This is a genomic window from Methylorubrum subtropicum, from assembly GCF_038442325.1.
Taxonomy (GTDB): Bacteria; Pseudomonadota; Alphaproteobacteria; order Rhizobiales; family Beijerinckiaceae; genus Methylobacterium; species Methylobacterium subtropicum.
Genome location: NZ_JBBXMW010000016.1, coordinates 24920 through 41430, shown reverse-complemented (window position 1 = coordinate 41430; position 16511 = coordinate 24920). Strand labels below are relative to the sequence as shown.

Genomic DNA, 16511 nt, shown 5'->3' with positions numbered 1-16511 from the left:
AACCGTCCCGGTGCCTTCTGCCCGACCCCCACCCCTGGCCCCTCCCCGCAAGGGGGAGGGGAATCGCCTCACCACACCGTCGGCTTCGGGTTCCTCTCGTCGAACCCCATCTGGTGCCAGTACGGATAGACCGGGTTCTCCCGGCTCGCCGCGTCGAGGCGGGCGATCTGGTCGGGGGTCAGCGTCCAGCCGACCGCGCCGAGGTTCTGGCGCAGTTGCTCCTCGTTGCGGGCGCCGATGACGATATTGCACACCGTCGGGCGCGTCAGCAGCCACGCCAGCGCCACCTGCGAGACGGTCTTGCCGGTCTCCTCCGCCACCGCGTCCAGCGCATCGACCACGCCGTAGAGGTATTCGTCCGAGACGGTCGGCCCGCCCTCGGCGCCGCCCGCGGCGATGCGGCCGGAGGCGGCCTTCTGCCCGCGCCGGATCTTTCCTGTGAGCCGGCCCCAGCCGAGGGGGCTCCACACCATCAGGCCGACGCCCTGGTCGAGGCCGAGCGGCATCAGCTCCCATTCGTAATGGCGGCCGATCAGCGAGTAGTAGCCCTGATAGACGACGTAGCGGGCGAGCCCGTCGCGCTCGGAGGTGGCCAGCGCCTTCATCAGCTGCCAGCCGGAGAAGTTGGAGGCGCCGATATAGCCGATCTTGCCCGACCGGGTCAGGTCGTCGAGCGCCCGCAGGGTCTCCTCGACGGGGGTGAGCGCGTCGAAGCCGTGCATGAAGTAGACATCGATGTGGTCGGTGCCGAGCCGCTTCAGGCTCGCCTCGCAGGAGCGGATCAGGTGATGGCGCGAGGAGCCGACCTGGTTCGGGCCCTCGCCGGAGCGGAAGGTCGCCTTGGTCGAGATCAGGAGCCGGTCGCGGCGCCCCTTGATCGCCTCGCCCAAAATCTTCTCGGAATCGCCGCTCGAATAGATGTCGGCGGTGTCGAGGAAGTTGACGCCCGCTTCCAGGCAGATGTCGATCAGGCGGCTGGCCTGCGCCACGTCGGTGCTGCCCCAGCGCTCGAAGAAGGCGTCGGTGCCGCCGAAGGTGCCTGTGCCGAGGCTGAGCACGGGCACGGTGAGGCCCGAGCGTCCGAACTGGCGGTGTTCCATGAGATGCCGCTCCGCTTGGGGGTTTGGGGCACGCCGACGCGCCCGTAAGGCCCTCGCGTGCATTGCGGCAACGCGCGGGTGGGGTGTGGGTTCGTGCCCCTGCGCCACATCGCCGCCACGGGGCGTCCCCGCTTCCGCCACCGAAAAAGTCAGATTCCGCGAAGACTTCGTCAACCAAGAGCCACTATCGCGTGGTCAACAGCACCCATCGGAAGACGAGGCCGGGCCCACGCAAAGCGGGCCCCCGCCCACCGCACCGCAACAGCATCGGAACCCGTCCCGTGAGTTTCACCGTCACCGCCGGCGCCGCCCCGCGGGTCTATTCCTGGCAGCACGGCTCGATGCTGAGCGCCCTGGAGCAGAGCCTGTCGCTCGCCACCTCCGGCATGGCGAACGTCCGCATCACCGACGGCGAGGGCCGCGCCTACAGCCCCTCCGCCCTCTATCAGGTACTGTTCGGCCAGCCGGCCACGCCCCGCGAGGCCCAGTCGGTGACCCGCGAAGCCCCGCGCGCCCGCGCCGCCTGATTCTTTTGGGATTCATGCCGCGGAGCGTTGGGGCTCCGCCGCGCCCAGTCCTCCATGCGCCTCGGCGAGGATCGCGTAGGAGCGCAGCCGCGCCGCGTGGTCGTGGATGGCGCTGGCCACGATGATCTCGTCGGCCCCGGTCTCGGCGGCCAACGCGTCGAGCCCGGCCCGGATCGTACCCGCGGTGCCAACGAGCGAGCGCGCCAGCATCCGCGAGGCCTGCCGCTTCTCTGGCAGCGACCAATACGCCTCGATGTCGTCGATGGGCGCGGGCAGCAGGCCGCGAGTGCCGCGCAAGAGGTTGGCGAAAGCCTGCTGCGGCGTGGTGAACAGGCGTCGCGCCTCCGCCTCGCTGTCGGCCGCGACGACGTTGATCGCGACGATCGCGTAAGGTTTTTCCAGTTGCGCCGAGGAGCGGAAGCGGGCGCGGTAGGTCTCCAAAGCCGGCAGCAGCGCGTCCGGCGCGAAATGCGAGGCGAAGGCGTAAGGTAAGCCCAGCATCCCGGCGAGTTCGGCTCCGAACAGGCTCGATCCAAGGATCCACAGCGGCACCCGCGTTCCCGCGCCCGGCACCGCCCGGACCATCTGGCCCGGTTGCGGGTCGCCGAGGAAGGCCTGCACCTCCAGCACGTCCTGCGGGAAGGTGTCGGCGGCGCCGTAATCGCGGCGCAGCGCCCGCAGCGTCGCCCCGTCGGTGCCGGGCGCACGGCCGAGGCCGAGATCGATCCGGTCGGGAAACAGCGTCGCCAGGGTGCCGAACTGCTCGGCGACGGTCAGCGGCGCGTGATTGGGCAGCATGATGCCGCCCGCGCCGACACGGATCGTCTGCGTGCCCGCCGCGACGTGGCCGATCACCAGGGCGGTCGCCGCGCTGGCGATGCCGGTCATGTTGTGGTGCTCGGCGAGCCAGAACCGGCGATAGCCGAGGCGTTCCGCGTGCTGCGCCAGGGCTCGGCTGCGGTCGAGCGCGTCGCGGGCGGTGCCGCCCTCGGGGATCGGGGCGAGGTCGAGGACGGAGAGGGGCGGGAGGGCCATCGCAAAAAACTTTCCGAACGCTTTCACGGCGCCGACATGCGCAACGCTTCGTTCCCCCTCCCACGAGGCGAGATCGTGAGCCGCGACAGAATCCGCAAGGCGGGGGCTTGCGCGAGGCCCCGGACCCGTCCTAGCTTTTGGTCATCGGCGCTTCGCGGCGCCGTCCTGCAAGTAAGGAGGTTGGCCATGAGACATCACGGCAATACCGTCTCCTCAACGCGCACCGCCGACGCGGATCAGGACAAGCCACCCAACGAGAACCGGCAGGGATAGTGGCCGCCCTCGGACGCCGCCGGTCGAGTTCCCCCGCCCGTTCGAGGGTGGGGCCGTAGCTCCCGGCACGCGCGAGGCAGCGTGGCCCCTGCACGAGAAGCCCGTCGGCGCCAGCCGGCGGGCTTTCTCAATTCCGGCGGAGAGTTTTCTCCGTATTCATGATGCGCGGCGCGAGCCTTGCAGTGCGGCTCTCCGAATTCGCCTCGGAGCCCCGCGCCCGGATGACGATCTTTCATTTCGAGCTGTGCCGGAACGGCCAGAGGATCGGCCCGACCGAGACCCGCGACTGTCCCGATTGCGGCATGGCCTTCCGCGCCGCCCGCGACATGATCCGCAACTTGCGCGACGAGGATGCCCTGCCGGACGGGGCGCGGGAGCACACCCTGCGGGTCAGCTACGTCGATCACAGCCTGCTGTTCGACCTGCCGTTCGACATCCGGATCTGAGACGCCGATCCCACCCCATCCCCTCATCCTGAGGTGGCGACGCGAAGCGGCGCCCTCGAAGGAGGGCTCCAGCGAATCGCGCGATCCCTGGAGCCCTCCTTCGAGGCCGCTTCGCGGCACCTCAGGATGAGGGGTTTGGTGGGGGAAGCCGGCTACAAAAAAATCAGACCGCCCGCTCGACCATCATCTTCTTGATCTCGGCGATGGCTTTGGCCGGATTCAGGTTCTTCGGGCAGGTGTTGGCGCAGTTCATGATCGTGTGGCAGCGATAGAGCCGGAACGGGTCGTGCAGGGCGTCGAGGCGCTCGCCGGTGTTCTCGTCGCGCGAGTCGATCAGCCAGCGATAGGCCTGGAGCAGGGCCGCCGGCCCCAAGAACTTGTCGCCGTTCCACCAGTAGCTCGGGCAGGAGGTGGTGCAGCAGGCGCACAGGATGCACTCGTAGAGGCCGTCGAGCCGGGCGCGGTCCTCGGGGGTCTGCTTCCACTCCTTCTCGGGGGAGGGGGTCTCGGTCTGAAGCCAGGGCTCGATCGCGGCGTGCTGGGCGTAGAAGTTGGTCAGGTCCGGCACGAGGTCCTTCAGCACCGGCATGTGCGGCAGCGGGTAGATGCGCACCGCGCCGTCCTTGTCCTTGCGGGTCAGGAAGGGCAGGGCGTTGTCGGGGGTGCGGCACTCGTCGATGCCCATGGTGCAGGCGAGCGCGTTCTGCCCCTCGATGTTCATCGCGCAGGAGCCGCAGATGCCCTCGCGGCAGGAGCGGCGGAAGACCAGCGTCGGATCGACCTTGTTCTTGATCCACAGCAGCGCGTCGAGCACCATCGGCCCGCAATCGTCGCGATCGACCCGGTAGGTGTCGATCCGCGGGTTCTGCCCGTCGTCGGGGTTCCAGCGATAGATGCGGAACACCTGGACGTTCTTGGCGCCCGCGGGGGCAGGCCAGGACTTGCCCTCGGTGACCTGGGAGTTCTTGGGAAGATTGAACTGGGCCATGGCCGGCTTTCGCTTACGGAAACGTCAGGAGAGGGTGCGGTGGCCGACGGTGAGCGCCCGAGGCGGTGGCTTCCGCCGCCGCTCGAACACCACCATGCTGTCGTAGAAGGCGATGGCCTGCGTCGCGTCGGCGAAGCCCGGATCGCGGGAGAACGGGTCGGGATCGAGCACGTAGCGGGCGTTCAAGCGGTCGAGCAGGTGCTTGGCGTATTCCATGAACGCGCCGCGCGCCCGCAGGCCGCCGCCATGTTCGGGCCAGTAGGAGGCGTGGACGTCCTCGACGATGTAGACCCCGTCCGCCGCCATTAGCGGATAGAGCGCCTCGAAGCTGAGGATCTGCTCCGGGCTGACATGGCCCGCATCGTCGATCACCACGTCGATGCCGCCCATCTCGTCAGCGATGCGCCGCAGGAGCGGCACGTCGGCCTGGCTGCCGAGATGGACGGTGATGCCGGGCTCCTCGATCTGCTTGCAGGCCCCGTTGATGTCGAGGCCGTGGATCACGGCGTCCGGCCCGAAATAGCGCCGCCACATCTGCAGCGAGCCGCCCTGGTAGATGCCGAGTTCGAGGACGCGCACCGGCTTGCCGCGGTAGCGCGACAGGTGCCGGTCGTAGACCTCCAGATAGTGGTGCCACTTGGTGGCGAGGCGATCCTCCTGCGCGAAGAAGGCCGCCTCGGCCGGGTTGGTCGCCCGCGCCCGCTCGACCGCGAGATCGACCTGCGCGCCGTAGCGGCCCACGACCTCCTGCCAGGATGCGGGCGGCTGCGCGGGCGCGCCGCTGCACAGCAGACCCGATCCGGCCGGAGGCCCCTTGGGCTTCTTCCGCTTGAACACGCGCGTCGCCTTCTCAGTACACCCGAGCCTTCGGCTCGATGTACTGGATCTCGTTCGACATCGTGTAGGTGTGGACCGGGCGGTAATCGATGTTGACCGCGTGCGCGTTCGGATCGAGCCACGCCAGCGTGTGCTTCATCCACTCCTTGTCGTCGCGCTCGGAGAAATCCTCGCGGGCATGCGCGCCGCGGCTTTCCTTGCGGTTGGCCGCCGAGTCCATGGTGACGACCGCCTGACCGATCAGGTTGTCGAATTCCAGGGTCTCGAGGAGGTCGGTGTTCCACACCAGCGAACGGTCGGAGACCTTCACGTCGGCAATGCCGCGCCAGACGTCGTGGATGAGGTTGTGGCCCTCTTCCAGCACCTCGCCGGTGCGGAAGACCGCGCAGTTGTTCTGCATGGTCCGCTGCATCCGGTCGCGCAGCTCCGAGGTCGGCGTCGCGCCGTCGGCGTAGCGGAAGCGGTCGAGGCGGCCGAGCGCCTTCTCGGCCGAGTCGCGCGGCAGCTCCGGCTGGCGGGCGTTGGGCTCGACGATGTCGGCGCAGCGCAAGCCCGCGGCGCGGCCGAACACCACGAGGTCGATCAGCGAGTTCGAGCCGAGGCGGTTGGCGCCGTGGACGGAGACGCAGGCCGCCTCGCCGAGCGCCATCAGGCCGGGGACCACCGTGTCGGGGTTGCCGTTCTTCAGCGTCAGCACCTCGCCGTGATAGTTCGTCGGGATGCCGCCCATGTTGTAGTGGACGGTGGGCAGGACCGGGATCGGCTCCTTGGTCACGTCCACGCCCGCGAAGATCTTCGCCGATTCCGAGATGCCGGGAAGGCGCTCGTGCAGGATCTTCGGGTCGAGGTGGTCGAGGTGGAGGAAGATGTGGTCGCCGTTCTTGCCGACGCCGCGGCCGTCGCGGATTTCCATGGTCATGGAACGCGAGACCACGTCGCGCGAGGCGAGATCCTTGGCCGAAGGGGCGTAGCGCTCCATGAAGCGCTCGCCCTCCGAGTTTGTGAGATAGCCGCCTTCGCCCCGCGCCCCTTCGGTGATGAGGCAGCCGGCGCCGTAGATGCCGGTGGGGTGGAACTGCACGAACTCCATGTCCTGCAGCGGCAGGCCGGCGCGCAGCACCATGGCGTTGCCGTCGCCGGTGCAGGTGTGGGCCGAGGTGGCCGAGAAGTAGGCGCGCCCGTAGCCGCCGGTGGCCAGGATGGTCTGCTGGGCGCGGAAGCGGTGAATCTCGCCGGTGGCCTGATCGATGGCGATGACGCCGCGGCAGCGCCCGTCCTCGTCCATGATGAGGTCGAGGGCGAAGTACTCGATGAAGAACTGGGTCTTGTTCTTCACCGCCTGCCCGTAGAGCGTGTGGAGCATGGCGTGGCCGGTGCGGTCCGCCGCGGCGCAGGTGCGCTGCGCGGTGCCCTTGCCGTAATCGGTGGTCATGCCGCCGAAGGGCCGCTGGTAGATCTTGCCTTCCTCCGTGCGGGAGAAGGGCACGCCCCAGTGCTCCAACTCGTAGACCGCCGCGGGGGCGTTGCGGACGAGGTACTCGATCGCATCCTGGTCGCCGAGCCAGTCCGACCCCTTCACGGTGTCGTACATATGCCAGCGCCAGTCGTCCGGGCCCATGTTGCCGAGCGAGGCCGAGATGCCACCCTGCGCCGCGACCGTGTGCGAGCGGGTCGGGAACACTTTTGTGATGCAGGCGGTGCGCAGGCCGGCCTGCGAGCAGCCGACGGTGGCGCGCAGACCCGCGCCGCCCGCGCCGACGATCACCACGTCGAAGGTGTGGTCGGTGATGGCATAGGCCGGAGCGCCGCTGCCGTTCGTTCCGTTGGAGGCCATGGGAATCCCTCGAAGCTTCGGGTTGGCGGTCAGGCGAGCCCGCCCAGGCTCACGCGGACGATCGCGTAGAGGCAGGCGGCGGCGACCACGACGGCGTAGAAGGTGTTGGCGACGAGCGCCGCGACCTTGAGGCCGTGGCTGTGCACGTAGTCCTCGATCACGACCTGCATGCCGAGGCGCATGTGCAGGGCCACCGAGACGACGGCGAGGATCAGGATGATCGCGACGAGCGGGTGCGCGACGAGCGCCACCGCCTCGGGATAGGGCCGGCCGGCCATCTTGGCGATGATCACCACGAAGGCGAGCATCAAGAGCGCGTTGGCGGCACCCGTGACGCGCTGGAGCCAGAAATGGTCGGCGCCGTGGCCGGAGGCGCCTAGCCCCTTCACCCGGGCGCGGGGGGTGCGCATGGAGAGCGCGGTGTTCTGGCGGTTGTCGACCTGGGACATGGCGGCGGCTCTCAGCGCAGGACGAGGGCGAGCGCCCAGATGACGAGGGTGAGGACGATCGAACCGATCAGCGTCGCGCGGGCCAGCCCGAGGCGGCGGTCGCGGTCGAAGCCGTAGCCGAAGTCCCAGACGAAGTGGCGGATGCCGCCCAGCATGTGGTGCATCAGCACCCAGGTGTAGCCGAACAGGATCGTGCGCCCGATCCACGAGCCGAAGAACCACGCCACGGTGTCGTAGGCCTTCGGGCCGGAGGCCAAAGCCACGAGCCAGATCGCGACGAGCGCGGTGCCGCCGTAGAGCGCCGTGCCGGTGATGCGGTGGAACACCGACATCGCCATGGTCCAAGTCCAGCGGTAGATCTGGAGATGGGGCGAGAGCGGCTGGGCGACCGTCGGTCTCACGGTTGGGGCCATCGCGGTCAGTTTCCTCGCGTCCGGTGCAGATTCGGAGATTGGATTTTTTCGAATGAAGGGTTAGGGCGCCCCGCTTCGCCGAGCAATGCCCGGTGCTGCGCCGCAGCATGAAGCGAAATGACGAAACGCCGGTTCTGTCTCACGCTCACGCCAACCTCCCGGTCAGACGAAACCAGAGATAGGCCAGGGGGGCCGCGACGATCAGGGCGGCGAGGCCGCTCGCGGCTGTCAGCTTCGTCGCATCCCGCAAGGAGAGGCCGGCGAGATCCATCGTCATGATGATCGGCGGAGCCTGATAGGGCAGGAACAGCGTCGAGTAGCCGACCACCTGCACCATCAGCACGCTAATCAGGTCGAGCCCGCTCGACGCCGAGAACTCGCCGGCGAGCGCGGTGTAGAGCGCGGGCGCGCCGTTCGCCGTGCCGACGAACAGGAAGCCGATCGACAGGCCGACCAGGGTGGCGAAGTCCTTGGCCGGCGCGCCGGGCTCCAGTGGCGCGACGGCGAGCAGCGCATGGCCGATCCTGGCGCCGAGCCCCGTCTCGTTGACGACCGCGGTGAGCCCGAACAGCGCCGCGACGTAGAAGCAGGTCCGCAGCGGGATCTCGGAAAAGCTCGCGGCCGGGACGACGCCGACGCCCGGCAGCAGGCAAATCACGGCCGCGGCCAGCCCGATCCAGGCCGGGGCGATGCCGTGCCAGCCGTCGGTGAGCCAGAGCGCCAGCATGATCGCCAGGATCACCGACAGGCGCCGCTCTTCCCCTGAGAGCGGCGGCAGCGGGGGAAGGGTAGGGCGGGCGCCGTCGAGCCGGTCGGGGAAGAGGAGGACGGTGCAGGCGACGAGGATCGCGCCCTTGACGAGCCCCAGCACCGGCGCGTGCAGGAACAGGTACGGCAGGTAGGCGAGATGCACGCCGTAGAGCGTCTCGGCAGTGCCGGCCATGACGAGGTTCGGCACGTTGGCCGGCAGGATCGCCGCCGACAGCATCGGCGTGGCGATGCCGAACGACAGGATCGCGCCCGTGCGGCCGGGGCGCCCGGCGGTGAGGCCGAAGGCGTCGCACAGCGCGATCAGCACCGGCACCATCACGGCGATGCGCCCGAGATTGGACGGCATCACGAAGGCCAGCGCGAAGGAGAAGGCGACGAGGCCGGCGACGAAACCGGGATAGGAGGCGGGCAGCCGCGCGGCGAGCATCCGGGCGAGGCGATCCCCGAGGCCGGTGCGGTTCATGGCGAGCCCGACCACCATGCCGCTCGTCACCAGCCAGAAAGCAGAGGAGGCAAAGCCCGAGAAGACAGTCTGGGCCGGCGCCAGCTTCAGCAGCATCGCGGCGGCGAAGAACAGCAGCGCGGTGACGACCTCGGCGACGAGCCCGGTCGCCCACAGGCCCATGCACAGCACGAGGAGGGCGCCGGTCGCCGCGACCATGCCGTGTGCCCCCATGAACTGTGCCGCCGCTTGGCTCATGGGCGGTTTCAAACGCGAATTTGAATTGCTCGCAATTCGGCTTTCGTGGTGGGAGGCTTCGCCGATGGCGAAGGCTGGTAGGTGGGGCGCGCTCTCGTGATAGGGAATTGGACGCTGGCTTGCTGTGCCGGCGGCGAACGTGGGGTGTTGGGAATGAAGAGAGACGGCGCCGCGCCTCTCCCTCCCCCCTCTGCGGGGGAGGGTGGCCCCCGAAGGGGGTCGGGAGAGGGGAGCCACGCTTCCGCTTGCCCGCGGTCGATGGTGAAATCTCCGGAACCGTCGCTCCCCTCTCCCGCCTGCTCCGCAGGCCCCCTCCCCCATCCAAGTCGGGCCTGCCCGACTTGGACATTTCCTTGCGGATATCGGGCAAGCCCGACATCCGGAGGGGGGAGGGTTCTTCGCCCATGATGCGCTTCGACCTCGTCGACCTGAACCTGTTCCGCCACGTGGTCGAGGCCGGCTCGATCACGCACGGGGCCGAGCGGGCGAACCTCGCGCTCGCCGCCGCCTCGACCCGCATCCGGGCGATGGAGGATTCGCTCGGCGCCGCCCTGCTGATCCGCGGGCGCCAGGGCGTGAGCCCGACCCAGGCCGGGCGCACCCTGCTGACCCATGCCCGCGAGCTGCTGGCGCAGGTCGAGCGGATGCAGGGCGACCTGTCCGTGTTCGCCGGCGGCGCGGTGGGGCAGATCCGGGTGCTCTCGAACACCAACGCGCTCACCGAATTCCTGCCCGAAGCCCTCTCGGCCTATCTCGCGCTCCACACCGGGGTCAGCGTCGATATCGAGGAGCGCACCTCGGACGAGATCGTCGGCATGGTGGCCGATGGCGCCGCCGATCTCGGCATCGTCGCCGGCACGGTCGATACCGGGCGGCTCCAGACCTTTCCGTTCCGGCACGACCGCTTCGTCGCGGTCGTCGCGCCCGGCCATCCGCTCGCGGCCCGGGAGACCCTCGACTTCGCCGAGGTGCTGGAACACGACCTCGTCGGCCTCGACCGGCCGAGCGCGCTCACCCGCTTCCTCGCCGACAAGGCCGCCCGGATCGGCCGGCCGATGCGGCTGCGGGTGCAGCTGCGCAGCTTCGACGCGGTCTGCCGCCTCGTCGAGTGCGGCGTCGGCCTCGGCATCGTGCCGGAGACGACGGCGCGGCGCGCACGCCGCGTCATGGGCATCGCCATCGTGCCGCTCCGCGACCCTTGGGCCGCCCGCGACCTGATGCTGTGCCTGCGCGACCTCGACGCCCTCCCACCCTTCGCGCAGGAATTCGTGACGCACCTGCGCGCGGCGGGGGCGTGAGCCTCAGCCGCTGGTGTCGGCGAAGCGCGCGTCCATACGGTCGCGGTCGTAATCGAGCAGCCAGTCGCCGAATTGCCGATAGATCGGCAGGAGCGGTTCGCGATCCATCGCGACCACGTCCATGCCGCGGTCGTCGTAGGCGAACAGGACAAGGCGGAGCTCGAAATCGACGATGAAGATGGGACCGAGCCAGCGCGCCTCGGGCGTCACCCCCATTTCTCTCGTGATGCTCCCCCACAGCAAAGCGTCGACGAGTGCCGGATCGTTCTCGAAATCCGCCATTCGCCATTCGACGAATAAGCCAGACCCATCCTCGTCGTCTTCTCGAAGACGTTCCGGTTGAGCGAACCGCGGGGGGAAACCGAGTTCTCTCAAGATTCCTTGCCATCGTGCCTGACGGCGCCTCGGCGGCTCGTCGTCGTGATACGAGACGACAGCTGTCAGCGTACCCGAAGCGGAGAAGACCGCACGTGCGACCGCACGCGCCCGGTCGATCGCTTGCAGGAAGCGCGGCGCCACGGCTTCGACGTCGCCACCGAGATCGAACCGAAGGGCGTTCTCGAAGGCGTAGAAGGTCGGCTGCGGAAATCCGCGAGCATGCCCGAAGGCAGCCTCGATCCTTCGAAGGACGGAGGTTTCAGGCATGAGGCAACCCCACGGACGCCCGACGCGTCATCCGCCGAACAGCGTGTCGAACAGCAGCTTCACGTTCAGCACCACGATCACCCCGGCGATCAGCCACGACAGCGCGCCGAGCCAGCGGGGAATCACGAATGACCCCATCAGCCCGCGGTCGGAGACGAAGCGCACCAGCGGGATCACCGCGAAGGGCAGCTGCATCGACAGCACCACCTGACTCAGCACCAGAAGCTTCGCCGTCCCCTGATCGCCGTAAAGCGCCGTGACGATGACCACCGGGACGATGGCGATGCCGCGCGTCACGAGGCGGCGCGCCCAATCGGGCAGGCGCAGCCGCAAGAATCCTTCCATGACGATCTGACCCGCGAGCGTCGCGGTGACCGTCGAGTTGAGGCCCGACGCCAGCAGGGCGACCGCGAACAGCGTCGAGGCGAGGCCGACGCCGAGCAGCGGCGAGAGCAGTTCGTGCGCCTGCTCGATCTCCTCGACATCGGTGCGCCCGCCCGCATGGAACACGGCGGCTGCCAGGATCAGGATCGCGGCGTTGACGAACAGCGCCAGCATCAGGGCGATGGTGGAATCGGCCACCGCGAAGCGCAGCGCCTCGCGCCGTCCGGGCTCGGTGCGGGGATAGGCGCGCGTCTGCACGATGGCCGAGTGGAGGTAGAGGTTGTGCGGCATCACGGTGGCGCCGATGATGCCGATGGCGATGTAGAGCGCGGCCGGGTTGGTCACGATCTCGCGCGAGGGCACGAAGCCGCCGAGCATCGCCTGCACCGGGGGCGCGGCCAGCACGATCTGGATCGCGAAGCAGACGAAGATGATCGTCAGCAAGCCGATCACGAAGGCTTCCAGCGCGCGAAAACCTTTGCGCAGCAGCAGCAACACCACGAACACGTCGAGCGCGGTGATGATCGCGCCGAGCGTCAGCGGGATGCCGAACAGGAGCTTGAGGGCGATCGCCGTGCCGATCACCTCGGCGAGGTCGCAGGCGATGATCGCCGCCTCGCAGATCAGCCACAGGGCGAAGCCTACGGGCCGCGGATAGCGCTCGCGGCAGGCCTGGGCGAGGTCGAGGCCGGTGGCGATGCCGAGGCGGGCAGCCAGCGCCTGCAGCACGATCGCCATCAGGTTCGAGAGCAGGATGACGGCGAGCAGGGTGTAGCCGAACTGGGCGCCGCCCGCGATGTCGGTGGCCCAGTTGCCGGGGTCCATGTAGCCGACCGAGACCATGTAGCCCGGCCCGAGAAAGGCGAAGAGCCGCCGCAGCCACGAGCCGCCAGCGGCGACCGGCACGCTGCCGTTGAGCGCGCCGAGGCTGAGGCGTGCCGGGGCTTCCGGGGCGGGCGGTGTTACGCGATCCATCACGGTGTCCATGCGCGGCGGCGCCCTGAGAGGCGGTCGGTCGTCTGCCGCTTCCGCACCGGAGGGCGGCCGGACGCGACCGAGAGCGGTCGGCGAACCCGCCCGAAACGGCCGAGCTCGTTTATAGCCCAAGCTATAAAGCTGCGCCGGTGCTTTCATCAAGAGGCCGCGCGCGGGATTCCCGCTTCGCCCCGGCTTGGGTTACAGAAGGCGGACGGTGCGGCCCTCACGCGGCCGCCGAACCGGCCCCGAGCGAGGAGAGCGCCGTCCATCATGCAGGAATCGCCGCGCGAGACCGCAGGCCCCGGCGACGGGGCGCCGCTCGTCGATCCGGAGGTCCATGTCGAAAGCTTCCGTCAAGCGCGCGAGGCTCGGCGGCTGGAACTCGTGGAGGATTACGTCGAGCTGATCGCCGACCTGATCGGCGACGGCGGCGAGGCGCGGCAGGTCGACATCGCCGCCCGCCTCGGCGTCGCCCAGCCGACGGTCGCCAAGATGCTCAAGCGGTTGGCCGAGGAAGGCCTCGTGCAGCAGCGGCCCTATCGCGGCGTGTTCCTCACCGCCGCGGGGCAGGCGCTCGCCGAGCAGTCGCGGGAGCGCCACCGCATCGTCGAGCGCTTCCTCTGCGCGCTCGGCGTCAGCGCCGAGACGGCGCGGCGCGACGCGGAGGGCATCGAGCACCATGTCAGCGCCGAGACGCTGGAGGCATTCCGCCGCTTCGCCGACGCGCGGCTCGGATCGTGAGAGCATCGTCCCGAAAGGTGGGAACCGGCTTTCGGACAAAGACGATGCGGCACAAAGAGAGAAGCCGGATATGGAAGTGAACCAGCAGATCGCGGCGCTCGCCGCCGTCAGCGCCCGGCACGACGCGGCGGTGACCAACCTTGCCGAGAGCGTGGCCGACCTCGGCGCCAAGCAGGTGGCCCACCAGATGGCGGTGGGGTTCCTGGCGAGCGTGCTGCGCTCGATCGATTCCGACCATTACGACGAGCGGCTGGAAGGCTACCTCGCCATGCTGCGCGACGCCCTGTTCCGCGACGATCCCGACGCGGCGCTCGCCAACACCGTCCTGGAGACGCTGGAACGCTCGCTGCGCCCGGCGCAAGGTTCGGACGAAGCGTAGGACGAAGCGTAACCGGCCCGAGCAATCGTGATCGGCCTAGGCCGTCAGGCGGCTGCGGCCTCGCTTGGTTCGGGGGTGGCGCCATGCCACAAGCATCGCATGGCCGAGCGGACGACCCACCCCTATTCCATCGATGTCAGACCGTGCTGGCGGGTGCCGAACCGCTATGTCTGCTCGATCCTCGAAAAGGGGACGCCGCGGCGCCACGGCCCGCAGAGCTACGCCACCTTCGACGAGGCCCGCCGGGCCGCGCAGGAGCGCCTGCGCCAACTCGTGTTCGAGTGGCAGCTGATGGGCGGGCCGGAGGCGCGCTGATCCGCGCCCGGCCTCAGGGCCGCTCGCCGTCGGCGGTCTGGGCGTATTGGACGAGCGCCGCCATCTGCGCGGGCGCGCGAAACACCCGGCCGTCCTCGGTCTGCACGTAGACGTCCGACGCGCCCATGCTGGCAAACGTCATGGCCCGCTCCGCCGCGCGGACGCCGACGGCGTGCGGCTCGGCGGCGGACGATCCGGCCGGGCCGGTCCAGTGTACGGTGTAGCGCATGGTTCAAGGCTCCTCCTGAATTCATCATACGTCAGGGGAAGCGGACGCGCGAGGGTGGGGCGCGAAGGGGATTTTGGCCGAACCGAACGACGCGTCTCCCACCCAAACCCCTCATCCTGAGCTGACGCTCCGCACCTCAGGATGAGGGGGATGGGTGGGATGATCGGAGACGGGTGACCGGCATTTTACTGCCGAGGTTGCACCCCGGCGCTTGATTTCCGGCAGGCCGCATGCACTGCATCAATGGATAACAATCAACCATCCTCGGGGGGAGATGGCCGTGTCGTTCGTGATCTGCTGGATCGCCTGCTTCTGTGTCCTGTGCCTGACGTTCCTCATCCATGAGATCAGGAACGCTCCGTTCGAGGATTGCATCGACGCCGAGGCCCTGCTCGTGGAGATCGACCGGCAGCGGCTGGAACTGTGACCGGCCGCCGTCCGGTCAGTACACGTCGGCCTGGTAGCGGCCCGCCTTCTTGAGGGCGGCGAGATAAGCCACCGCCTCGTCGGGGTTCTTTCCGCCATGTTGGGCGGCGACGTCGATGATCGCACGCTCCACGTCCTTGGCCATGCGCTTGGCATCGCCGCAGACGTAGAAATGGGCGCCGCCCTCCAGCCACTTCCACAGCTCGGCGCCGTTCTCGCGCATCCGGTCCTGCACGTAGGTCTTCTCGGAGCCGTCGCGCGACCATGCGAGCGACAGGCGGGTGAGGACCTTGTCGTCCTTCAGCCCGTTCAGCTCGTCCCGGTAGAAGAAGTCCGAGGCCTGCCGCTGGTGGCCGTAGAACAGCCAGTTGCGGCCCGGCGCCTGCGTGGCGGCGCGCTCGCGCAGGAAGGCGCGGAACGGGGCGATGCCGGTGCCCGGCCCGCACATGATGACGTCCTTGGAGAGATCTTCCGGCAGGGCGAAGCCGTGCGCCTTCTGCAGGTAGATTCGGACCTTCGTCTGCTCCGGCAGGCGCTCGCCGAGATGCGTCGAGGCGACGCCGAGGCGAAGGCGGGAGCGGTGGTTGTAGCGCACCGCATCGACGGTCAGCGACACCTTGCCGACATCCATCTTCGGCGAGGACGAGATCGAGTAGAGCCGCGGCTGCAGCTCGTCGAGGGCTTCGAGGAAGACTTCCGCGTCGGGCCGCGCGCCGGGGAACTTGTGGAGCGCGCCGAGCACGTCGAGATGGGCGGCGTCCCCGTCCGGGTCCTCGCCCGCGGCCAGCGCCTGCGCCTTCTTACGCGCCTCACCCGAGGTGAGGAGCGAGAGGAGCTGGTAGAGGTTGTCGGGTGCCGCGCCCAGCGAATATTCGGTCAGCAGACGGTCGCGCAGGGTCTTGTGCCCGATCTTGCGCTCGGGCCGGGCGCCGAGTTCGGCGATCACCGCATCGACCAGAGCCGGGGCATTGGCCGGAAACAGCCCGAGGCTGTCGCCAACCACGTACTCGATCGGCGTGTCCTTTAGGTCGATCTCGATGTGCCACGTCTCCTTCTCGCCGCCCGGCGCGTTGAGCCGGGTGCGCGACAGGAACGTCGCCTCGACCGGGTTCTCGCGGCAATAGCCCAGCGGCCCGAGTTCCGGCTCTTTCTTGGGCGCATCGCCCGCTTCCGTCTTCGGCGCCGCAGCACCACCCGAAGCGCCGAACTCCTCGTCCAGCCGCTTGAGCATGCGCATCGTCTCCTTGCCGCCGGGCTGGCAAAGGTTCAGGCGCTCCTCGCTCTTGAGGAAGATGGCGTTGGCGTAGTCGGCGCAGTTGTAGCCGCACTGGCCGCAATCCTGCTGGGCCATCGCCGCCATCAGCTTCTGCGGCTCGGACTTGTCCTTGGCGAGTTCCATGCGATCGGGGAGCGGCATCGACGGGTCGTGCCAGGGCGCGTCGTCGTTGTCGGCCAGCTTCGGGCCGGTCGAGGGCGCCTCGCCCGCACCGAGCGCGGTCGCCCCCTCGACGGCCGGGCCGAGGAGCGCCGCGAAGTAGCCCGACAGCCACGAGCGCTGATCGGGGCTGAAGGGCGCGTTTTCCGGGATCAGGACGAGCGGGGGCGTGACGTGCTGGGTCATGGGCAGACCTGAGAAGCGAGACGGACCGTGATTCCCTCCCCCTTGCGGGGAGGGGTAGGGGTGGGGGTCGGGCAGGAGGCACCGGGGCGTTCGATCCTGAACCACCCCCACCTCCGGCTCCT

At 69.0% G+C, this 16511-nt stretch carries 19 protein-coding genes; 7 read left to right on the top strand and 12 right to left on the bottom strand.

Annotated features, from left to right (window positions below; all coding sequences use genetic code 11):
* Positions 1-68: 68 nt before the first annotated feature.
* Positions 69-1100, bottom strand: coding sequence for an aldo/keto reductase (locus AAHG03_RS20000; protein WP_342152688.1), 1032 nt, complete (start codon positions 1098-1100; stop codon positions 69-71).
* 281 nt (positions 1101-1381) lie between these two features.
* Between AAHG03_RS20000 and AAHG03_RS19995 the strand changes: the two genes are divergently transcribed.
* A complete protein-coding gene (locus AAHG03_RS19995; protein WP_342152686.1) occupies positions 1382-1627 on the top strand; it encodes a hypothetical protein in 246 nt (81 codons plus the stop codon).
* A 12-nt stretch (positions 1628-1639) separates the two neighbouring features.
* Here AAHG03_RS19995 and AAHG03_RS19990 read toward each other — a convergent pair whose 3' ends face one another.
* Complete coding sequence (locus AAHG03_RS19990; RefSeq protein ID WP_342152684.1) at positions 1640-2662, bottom strand: LLM class flavin-dependent oxidoreductase; 1023 nt, start codon at positions 2660-2662, stop codon at positions 1640-1642.
* A 494-nt stretch (positions 2663-3156) separates the two neighbouring features.
* Between AAHG03_RS19990 and AAHG03_RS19985 the strand changes: the two genes are divergently transcribed.
* Entirely contained in the window at positions 3157-3381 is a 225-nt protein-coding gene (locus AAHG03_RS19985; protein WP_342152682.1) for a DUF6894 family protein, read from the top strand.
* Positions 3382-3544: 163 nt separating this feature from the next.
* Here AAHG03_RS19985 and AAHG03_RS19980 read toward each other — a convergent pair whose 3' ends face one another.
* From AAHG03_RS19980 to AAHG03_RS19955, 6 genes are all read right to left on the bottom strand, one after another.
* On the bottom strand, positions 3545-4369 hold the full coding sequence (locus tag AAHG03_RS19980) for a succinate dehydrogenase iron-sulfur subunit (protein ID WP_342152681.1): 825 nt from the start codon (positions 4367-4369) through the stop codon (positions 3545-3547).
* A gap of 24 nt (positions 4370-4393) precedes the next feature.
* Positions 4394-5206: an O-methyltransferase gene (locus AAHG03_RS19975; RefSeq protein ID WP_342152680.1), complete on the bottom strand. Its 813-nt coding sequence runs from the start codon at positions 5204-5206 to the stop codon at positions 4394-4396.
* Between the two features lie 13 nt (positions 5207-5219).
* Positions 5220-7040: a succinate dehydrogenase flavoprotein subunit gene (gene sdhA / locus AAHG03_RS19970; protein ID WP_342152679.1), complete on the bottom strand. Its 1821-nt coding sequence runs from the start codon at positions 7038-7040 to the stop codon at positions 5220-5222.
* A gap of 29 nt (positions 7041-7069) precedes the next feature.
* The gene (gene sdhD, locus AAHG03_RS19965) at positions 7070-7489 is read right to left on the bottom strand and encodes a succinate dehydrogenase, hydrophobic membrane anchor protein (RefSeq protein ID WP_342152677.1); all 420 of its coding nucleotides are present in this window, start codon (positions 7487-7489) and stop codon (positions 7070-7072) included.
* Positions 7490-7500: 11 nt separating this feature from the next.
* On the bottom strand, positions 7501-7902 hold the full coding sequence (gene sdhC / locus AAHG03_RS19960; protein WP_342152675.1) for a succinate dehydrogenase, cytochrome b556 subunit: 402 nt from the start codon (positions 7900-7902) through the stop codon (positions 7501-7503).
* Between the two features lie 145 nt (positions 7903-8047).
* A complete protein-coding gene (locus AAHG03_RS19955; protein WP_342152674.1) occupies positions 8048-9373 on the bottom strand; it encodes an SLC13 family permease in 1326 nt (441 codons plus the stop codon).
* A gap of 404 nt (positions 9374-9777) precedes the next feature.
* Between AAHG03_RS19955 and AAHG03_RS19950 the strand changes: the two genes are divergently transcribed.
* On the top strand, positions 9778-10671 hold the full coding sequence (locus tag AAHG03_RS19950) for a LysR family transcriptional regulator (protein WP_342152672.1): 894 nt from the start codon (positions 9778-9780) through the stop codon (positions 10669-10671).
* A gap of 3 nt (positions 10672-10674) precedes the next feature.
* Here the strand turns inward: AAHG03_RS19950 and AAHG03_RS19945 are convergent, their stop codons facing one another.
* Positions 10675-11316, bottom strand: coding sequence for a DUF3885 domain-containing protein (locus AAHG03_RS19945; RefSeq protein WP_342152670.1), 642 nt, complete (start codon positions 11314-11316; stop codon positions 10675-10677).
* A gap of 27 nt (positions 11317-11343) precedes the next feature.
* Complete coding sequence (locus AAHG03_RS19940; protein WP_342152669.1) at positions 11344-12675, bottom strand: Nramp family divalent metal transporter; 1332 nt, start codon at positions 12673-12675, stop codon at positions 11344-11346.
* Positions 12676-12948: 273 nt separating this feature from the next.
* Between AAHG03_RS19940 and mntR the strand changes: the two genes are divergently transcribed.
* The 3 genes from mntR (at position 12949) to AAHG03_RS19925 (ending at position 14113) form a co-directional block, all read left to right on the top strand.
* Positions 12949-13419 (top strand): manganese-binding transcriptional regulator MntR, encoded by a 471-nt coding sequence (mntR, locus tag AAHG03_RS19935; RefSeq protein ID WP_342152667.1) that lies wholly within the window; start codon positions 12949-12951, stop codon positions 13417-13419.
* 70 nt (positions 13420-13489) lie between these two features.
* Positions 13490-13798, top strand: a complete 309-nt coding sequence (locus AAHG03_RS19930; protein ID WP_342152666.1) for a hypothetical protein — start codon at positions 13490-13492, stop codon at positions 13796-13798.
* Between the two features lie 99 nt (positions 13799-13897).
* Positions 13898-14113, top strand: coding sequence for a hypothetical protein (locus AAHG03_RS19925; protein ID WP_342152665.1), 216 nt, complete (start codon positions 13898-13900; stop codon positions 14111-14113).
* A 13-nt stretch (positions 14114-14126) separates the two neighbouring features.
* On the opposite strand, the gene AAHG03_RS19920 is transcribed toward AAHG03_RS19925, so the two are convergent.
* A complete protein-coding gene (locus tag AAHG03_RS19920) occupies positions 14127-14342 on the bottom strand; it encodes a hypothetical protein (RefSeq protein WP_342152664.1) in 216 nt (71 codons plus the stop codon).
* 280 nt (positions 14343-14622) lie between these two features.
* Here AAHG03_RS19920 and AAHG03_RS19915 point away from each other — a divergent pair, with 280 nt between their 5' ends.
* On the top strand, positions 14623-14769 hold the full coding sequence (locus AAHG03_RS19915) for a hypothetical protein (protein WP_342152663.1): 147 nt from the start codon (positions 14623-14625) through the stop codon (positions 14767-14769).
* A 15-nt stretch (positions 14770-14784) separates the two neighbouring features.
* Here the strand turns inward: AAHG03_RS19915 and AAHG03_RS19910 are convergent, their stop codons facing one another.
* Positions 14785-16389 carry a sulfite reductase subunit alpha gene (locus AAHG03_RS19910; protein WP_342152661.1) on the bottom strand — a complete coding sequence of 535 codons (1605 nt, stop codon included), beginning with the start codon at positions 16387-16389 and terminating at the stop codon, positions 14785-14787.
* Between the last annotated feature and the right edge of the window lie 122 nt (positions 16390-16511).

Excerpts from the sequence above, each read along its gene's own strand:
- AAHG03_RS20000 (WP_342152688.1), bottom strand. The coding sequence starts at position 1,100 with ATGGAACACCGCCAGTTCGGACGCTCGGGCCTCACCGTGCCCGTGCTC.
- AAHG03_RS19990 (WP_342152684.1), bottom strand. The coding sequence starts at position 2,662 with ATGGCCCTCCCGCCCCTCTCCGTCCTCGACCTCGCCCCGATCCCCGAG.
- AAHG03_RS19985 (WP_342152682.1), top strand. The coding sequence starts at position 3,157 with ATGACGATCTTTCATTTCGAGCTGTGCCGGAACGGCCAGAGGATCGGC.
- AAHG03_RS19980 (WP_342152681.1), bottom strand. The coding sequence starts at position 4,369 with ATGGCCCAGTTCAATCTTCCCAAGAACTCCCAGGTCACCGAGGGCAAG.
- sdhA (WP_342152679.1), bottom strand. The coding sequence starts at position 7,040 with ATGGCCTCCAACGGAACGAACGGCAGCGGCGCTCCGGCCTATGCCATC.
- sdhD (WP_342152677.1), bottom strand. The coding sequence starts at position 7,489 with ATGTCCCAGGTCGACAACCGCCAGAACACCGCGCTCTCCATGCGCACC.
- sdhC (WP_342152675.1), bottom strand. The coding sequence starts at position 7,902 with ATGGCCCCAACCGTGAGACCGACGGTCGCCCAGCCGCTCTCGCCCCAT.
- AAHG03_RS19955 (WP_342152674.1), bottom strand. The coding sequence starts at position 9,373 with ATGAGCCAAGCGGCGGCACAGTTCATGGGGGCACACGGCATGGTCGCG.
- AAHG03_RS19950 (WP_342152672.1), top strand. The coding sequence starts at position 9,778 with ATGATGCGCTTCGACCTCGTCGACCTGAACCTGTTCCGCCACGTGGTC.
- AAHG03_RS19945 (WP_342152670.1), bottom strand. The coding sequence starts at position 11,316 with ATGCCTGAAACCTCCGTCCTTCGAAGGATCGAGGCTGCCTTCGGGCAT.
- AAHG03_RS19940 (WP_342152669.1), bottom strand. The coding sequence starts at position 12,675 with ATGGATCGCGTAACACCGCCCGCCCCGGAAGCCCCGGCACGCCTCAGC.
- mntR (WP_342152667.1), top strand. The coding sequence starts at position 12,949 with ATGCAGGAATCGCCGCGCGAGACCGCAGGCCCCGGCGACGGGGCGCCG.
- AAHG03_RS19930 (WP_342152666.1), top strand. The coding sequence starts at position 13,490 with ATGGAAGTGAACCAGCAGATCGCGGCGCTCGCCGCCGTCAGCGCCCGG.
- AAHG03_RS19925 (WP_342152665.1), top strand. The coding sequence starts at position 13,898 with ATGGCCGAGCGGACGACCCACCCCTATTCCATCGATGTCAGACCGTGC.
- AAHG03_RS19920 (WP_342152664.1), bottom strand. The coding sequence starts at position 14,342 with ATGCGCTACACCGTACACTGGACCGGCCCGGCCGGATCGTCCGCCGCC.
- AAHG03_RS19910 (WP_342152661.1), bottom strand. The coding sequence starts at position 16,389 with ATGACCCAGCACGTCACGCCCCCGCTCGTCCTGATCCCGGAAAACGCG.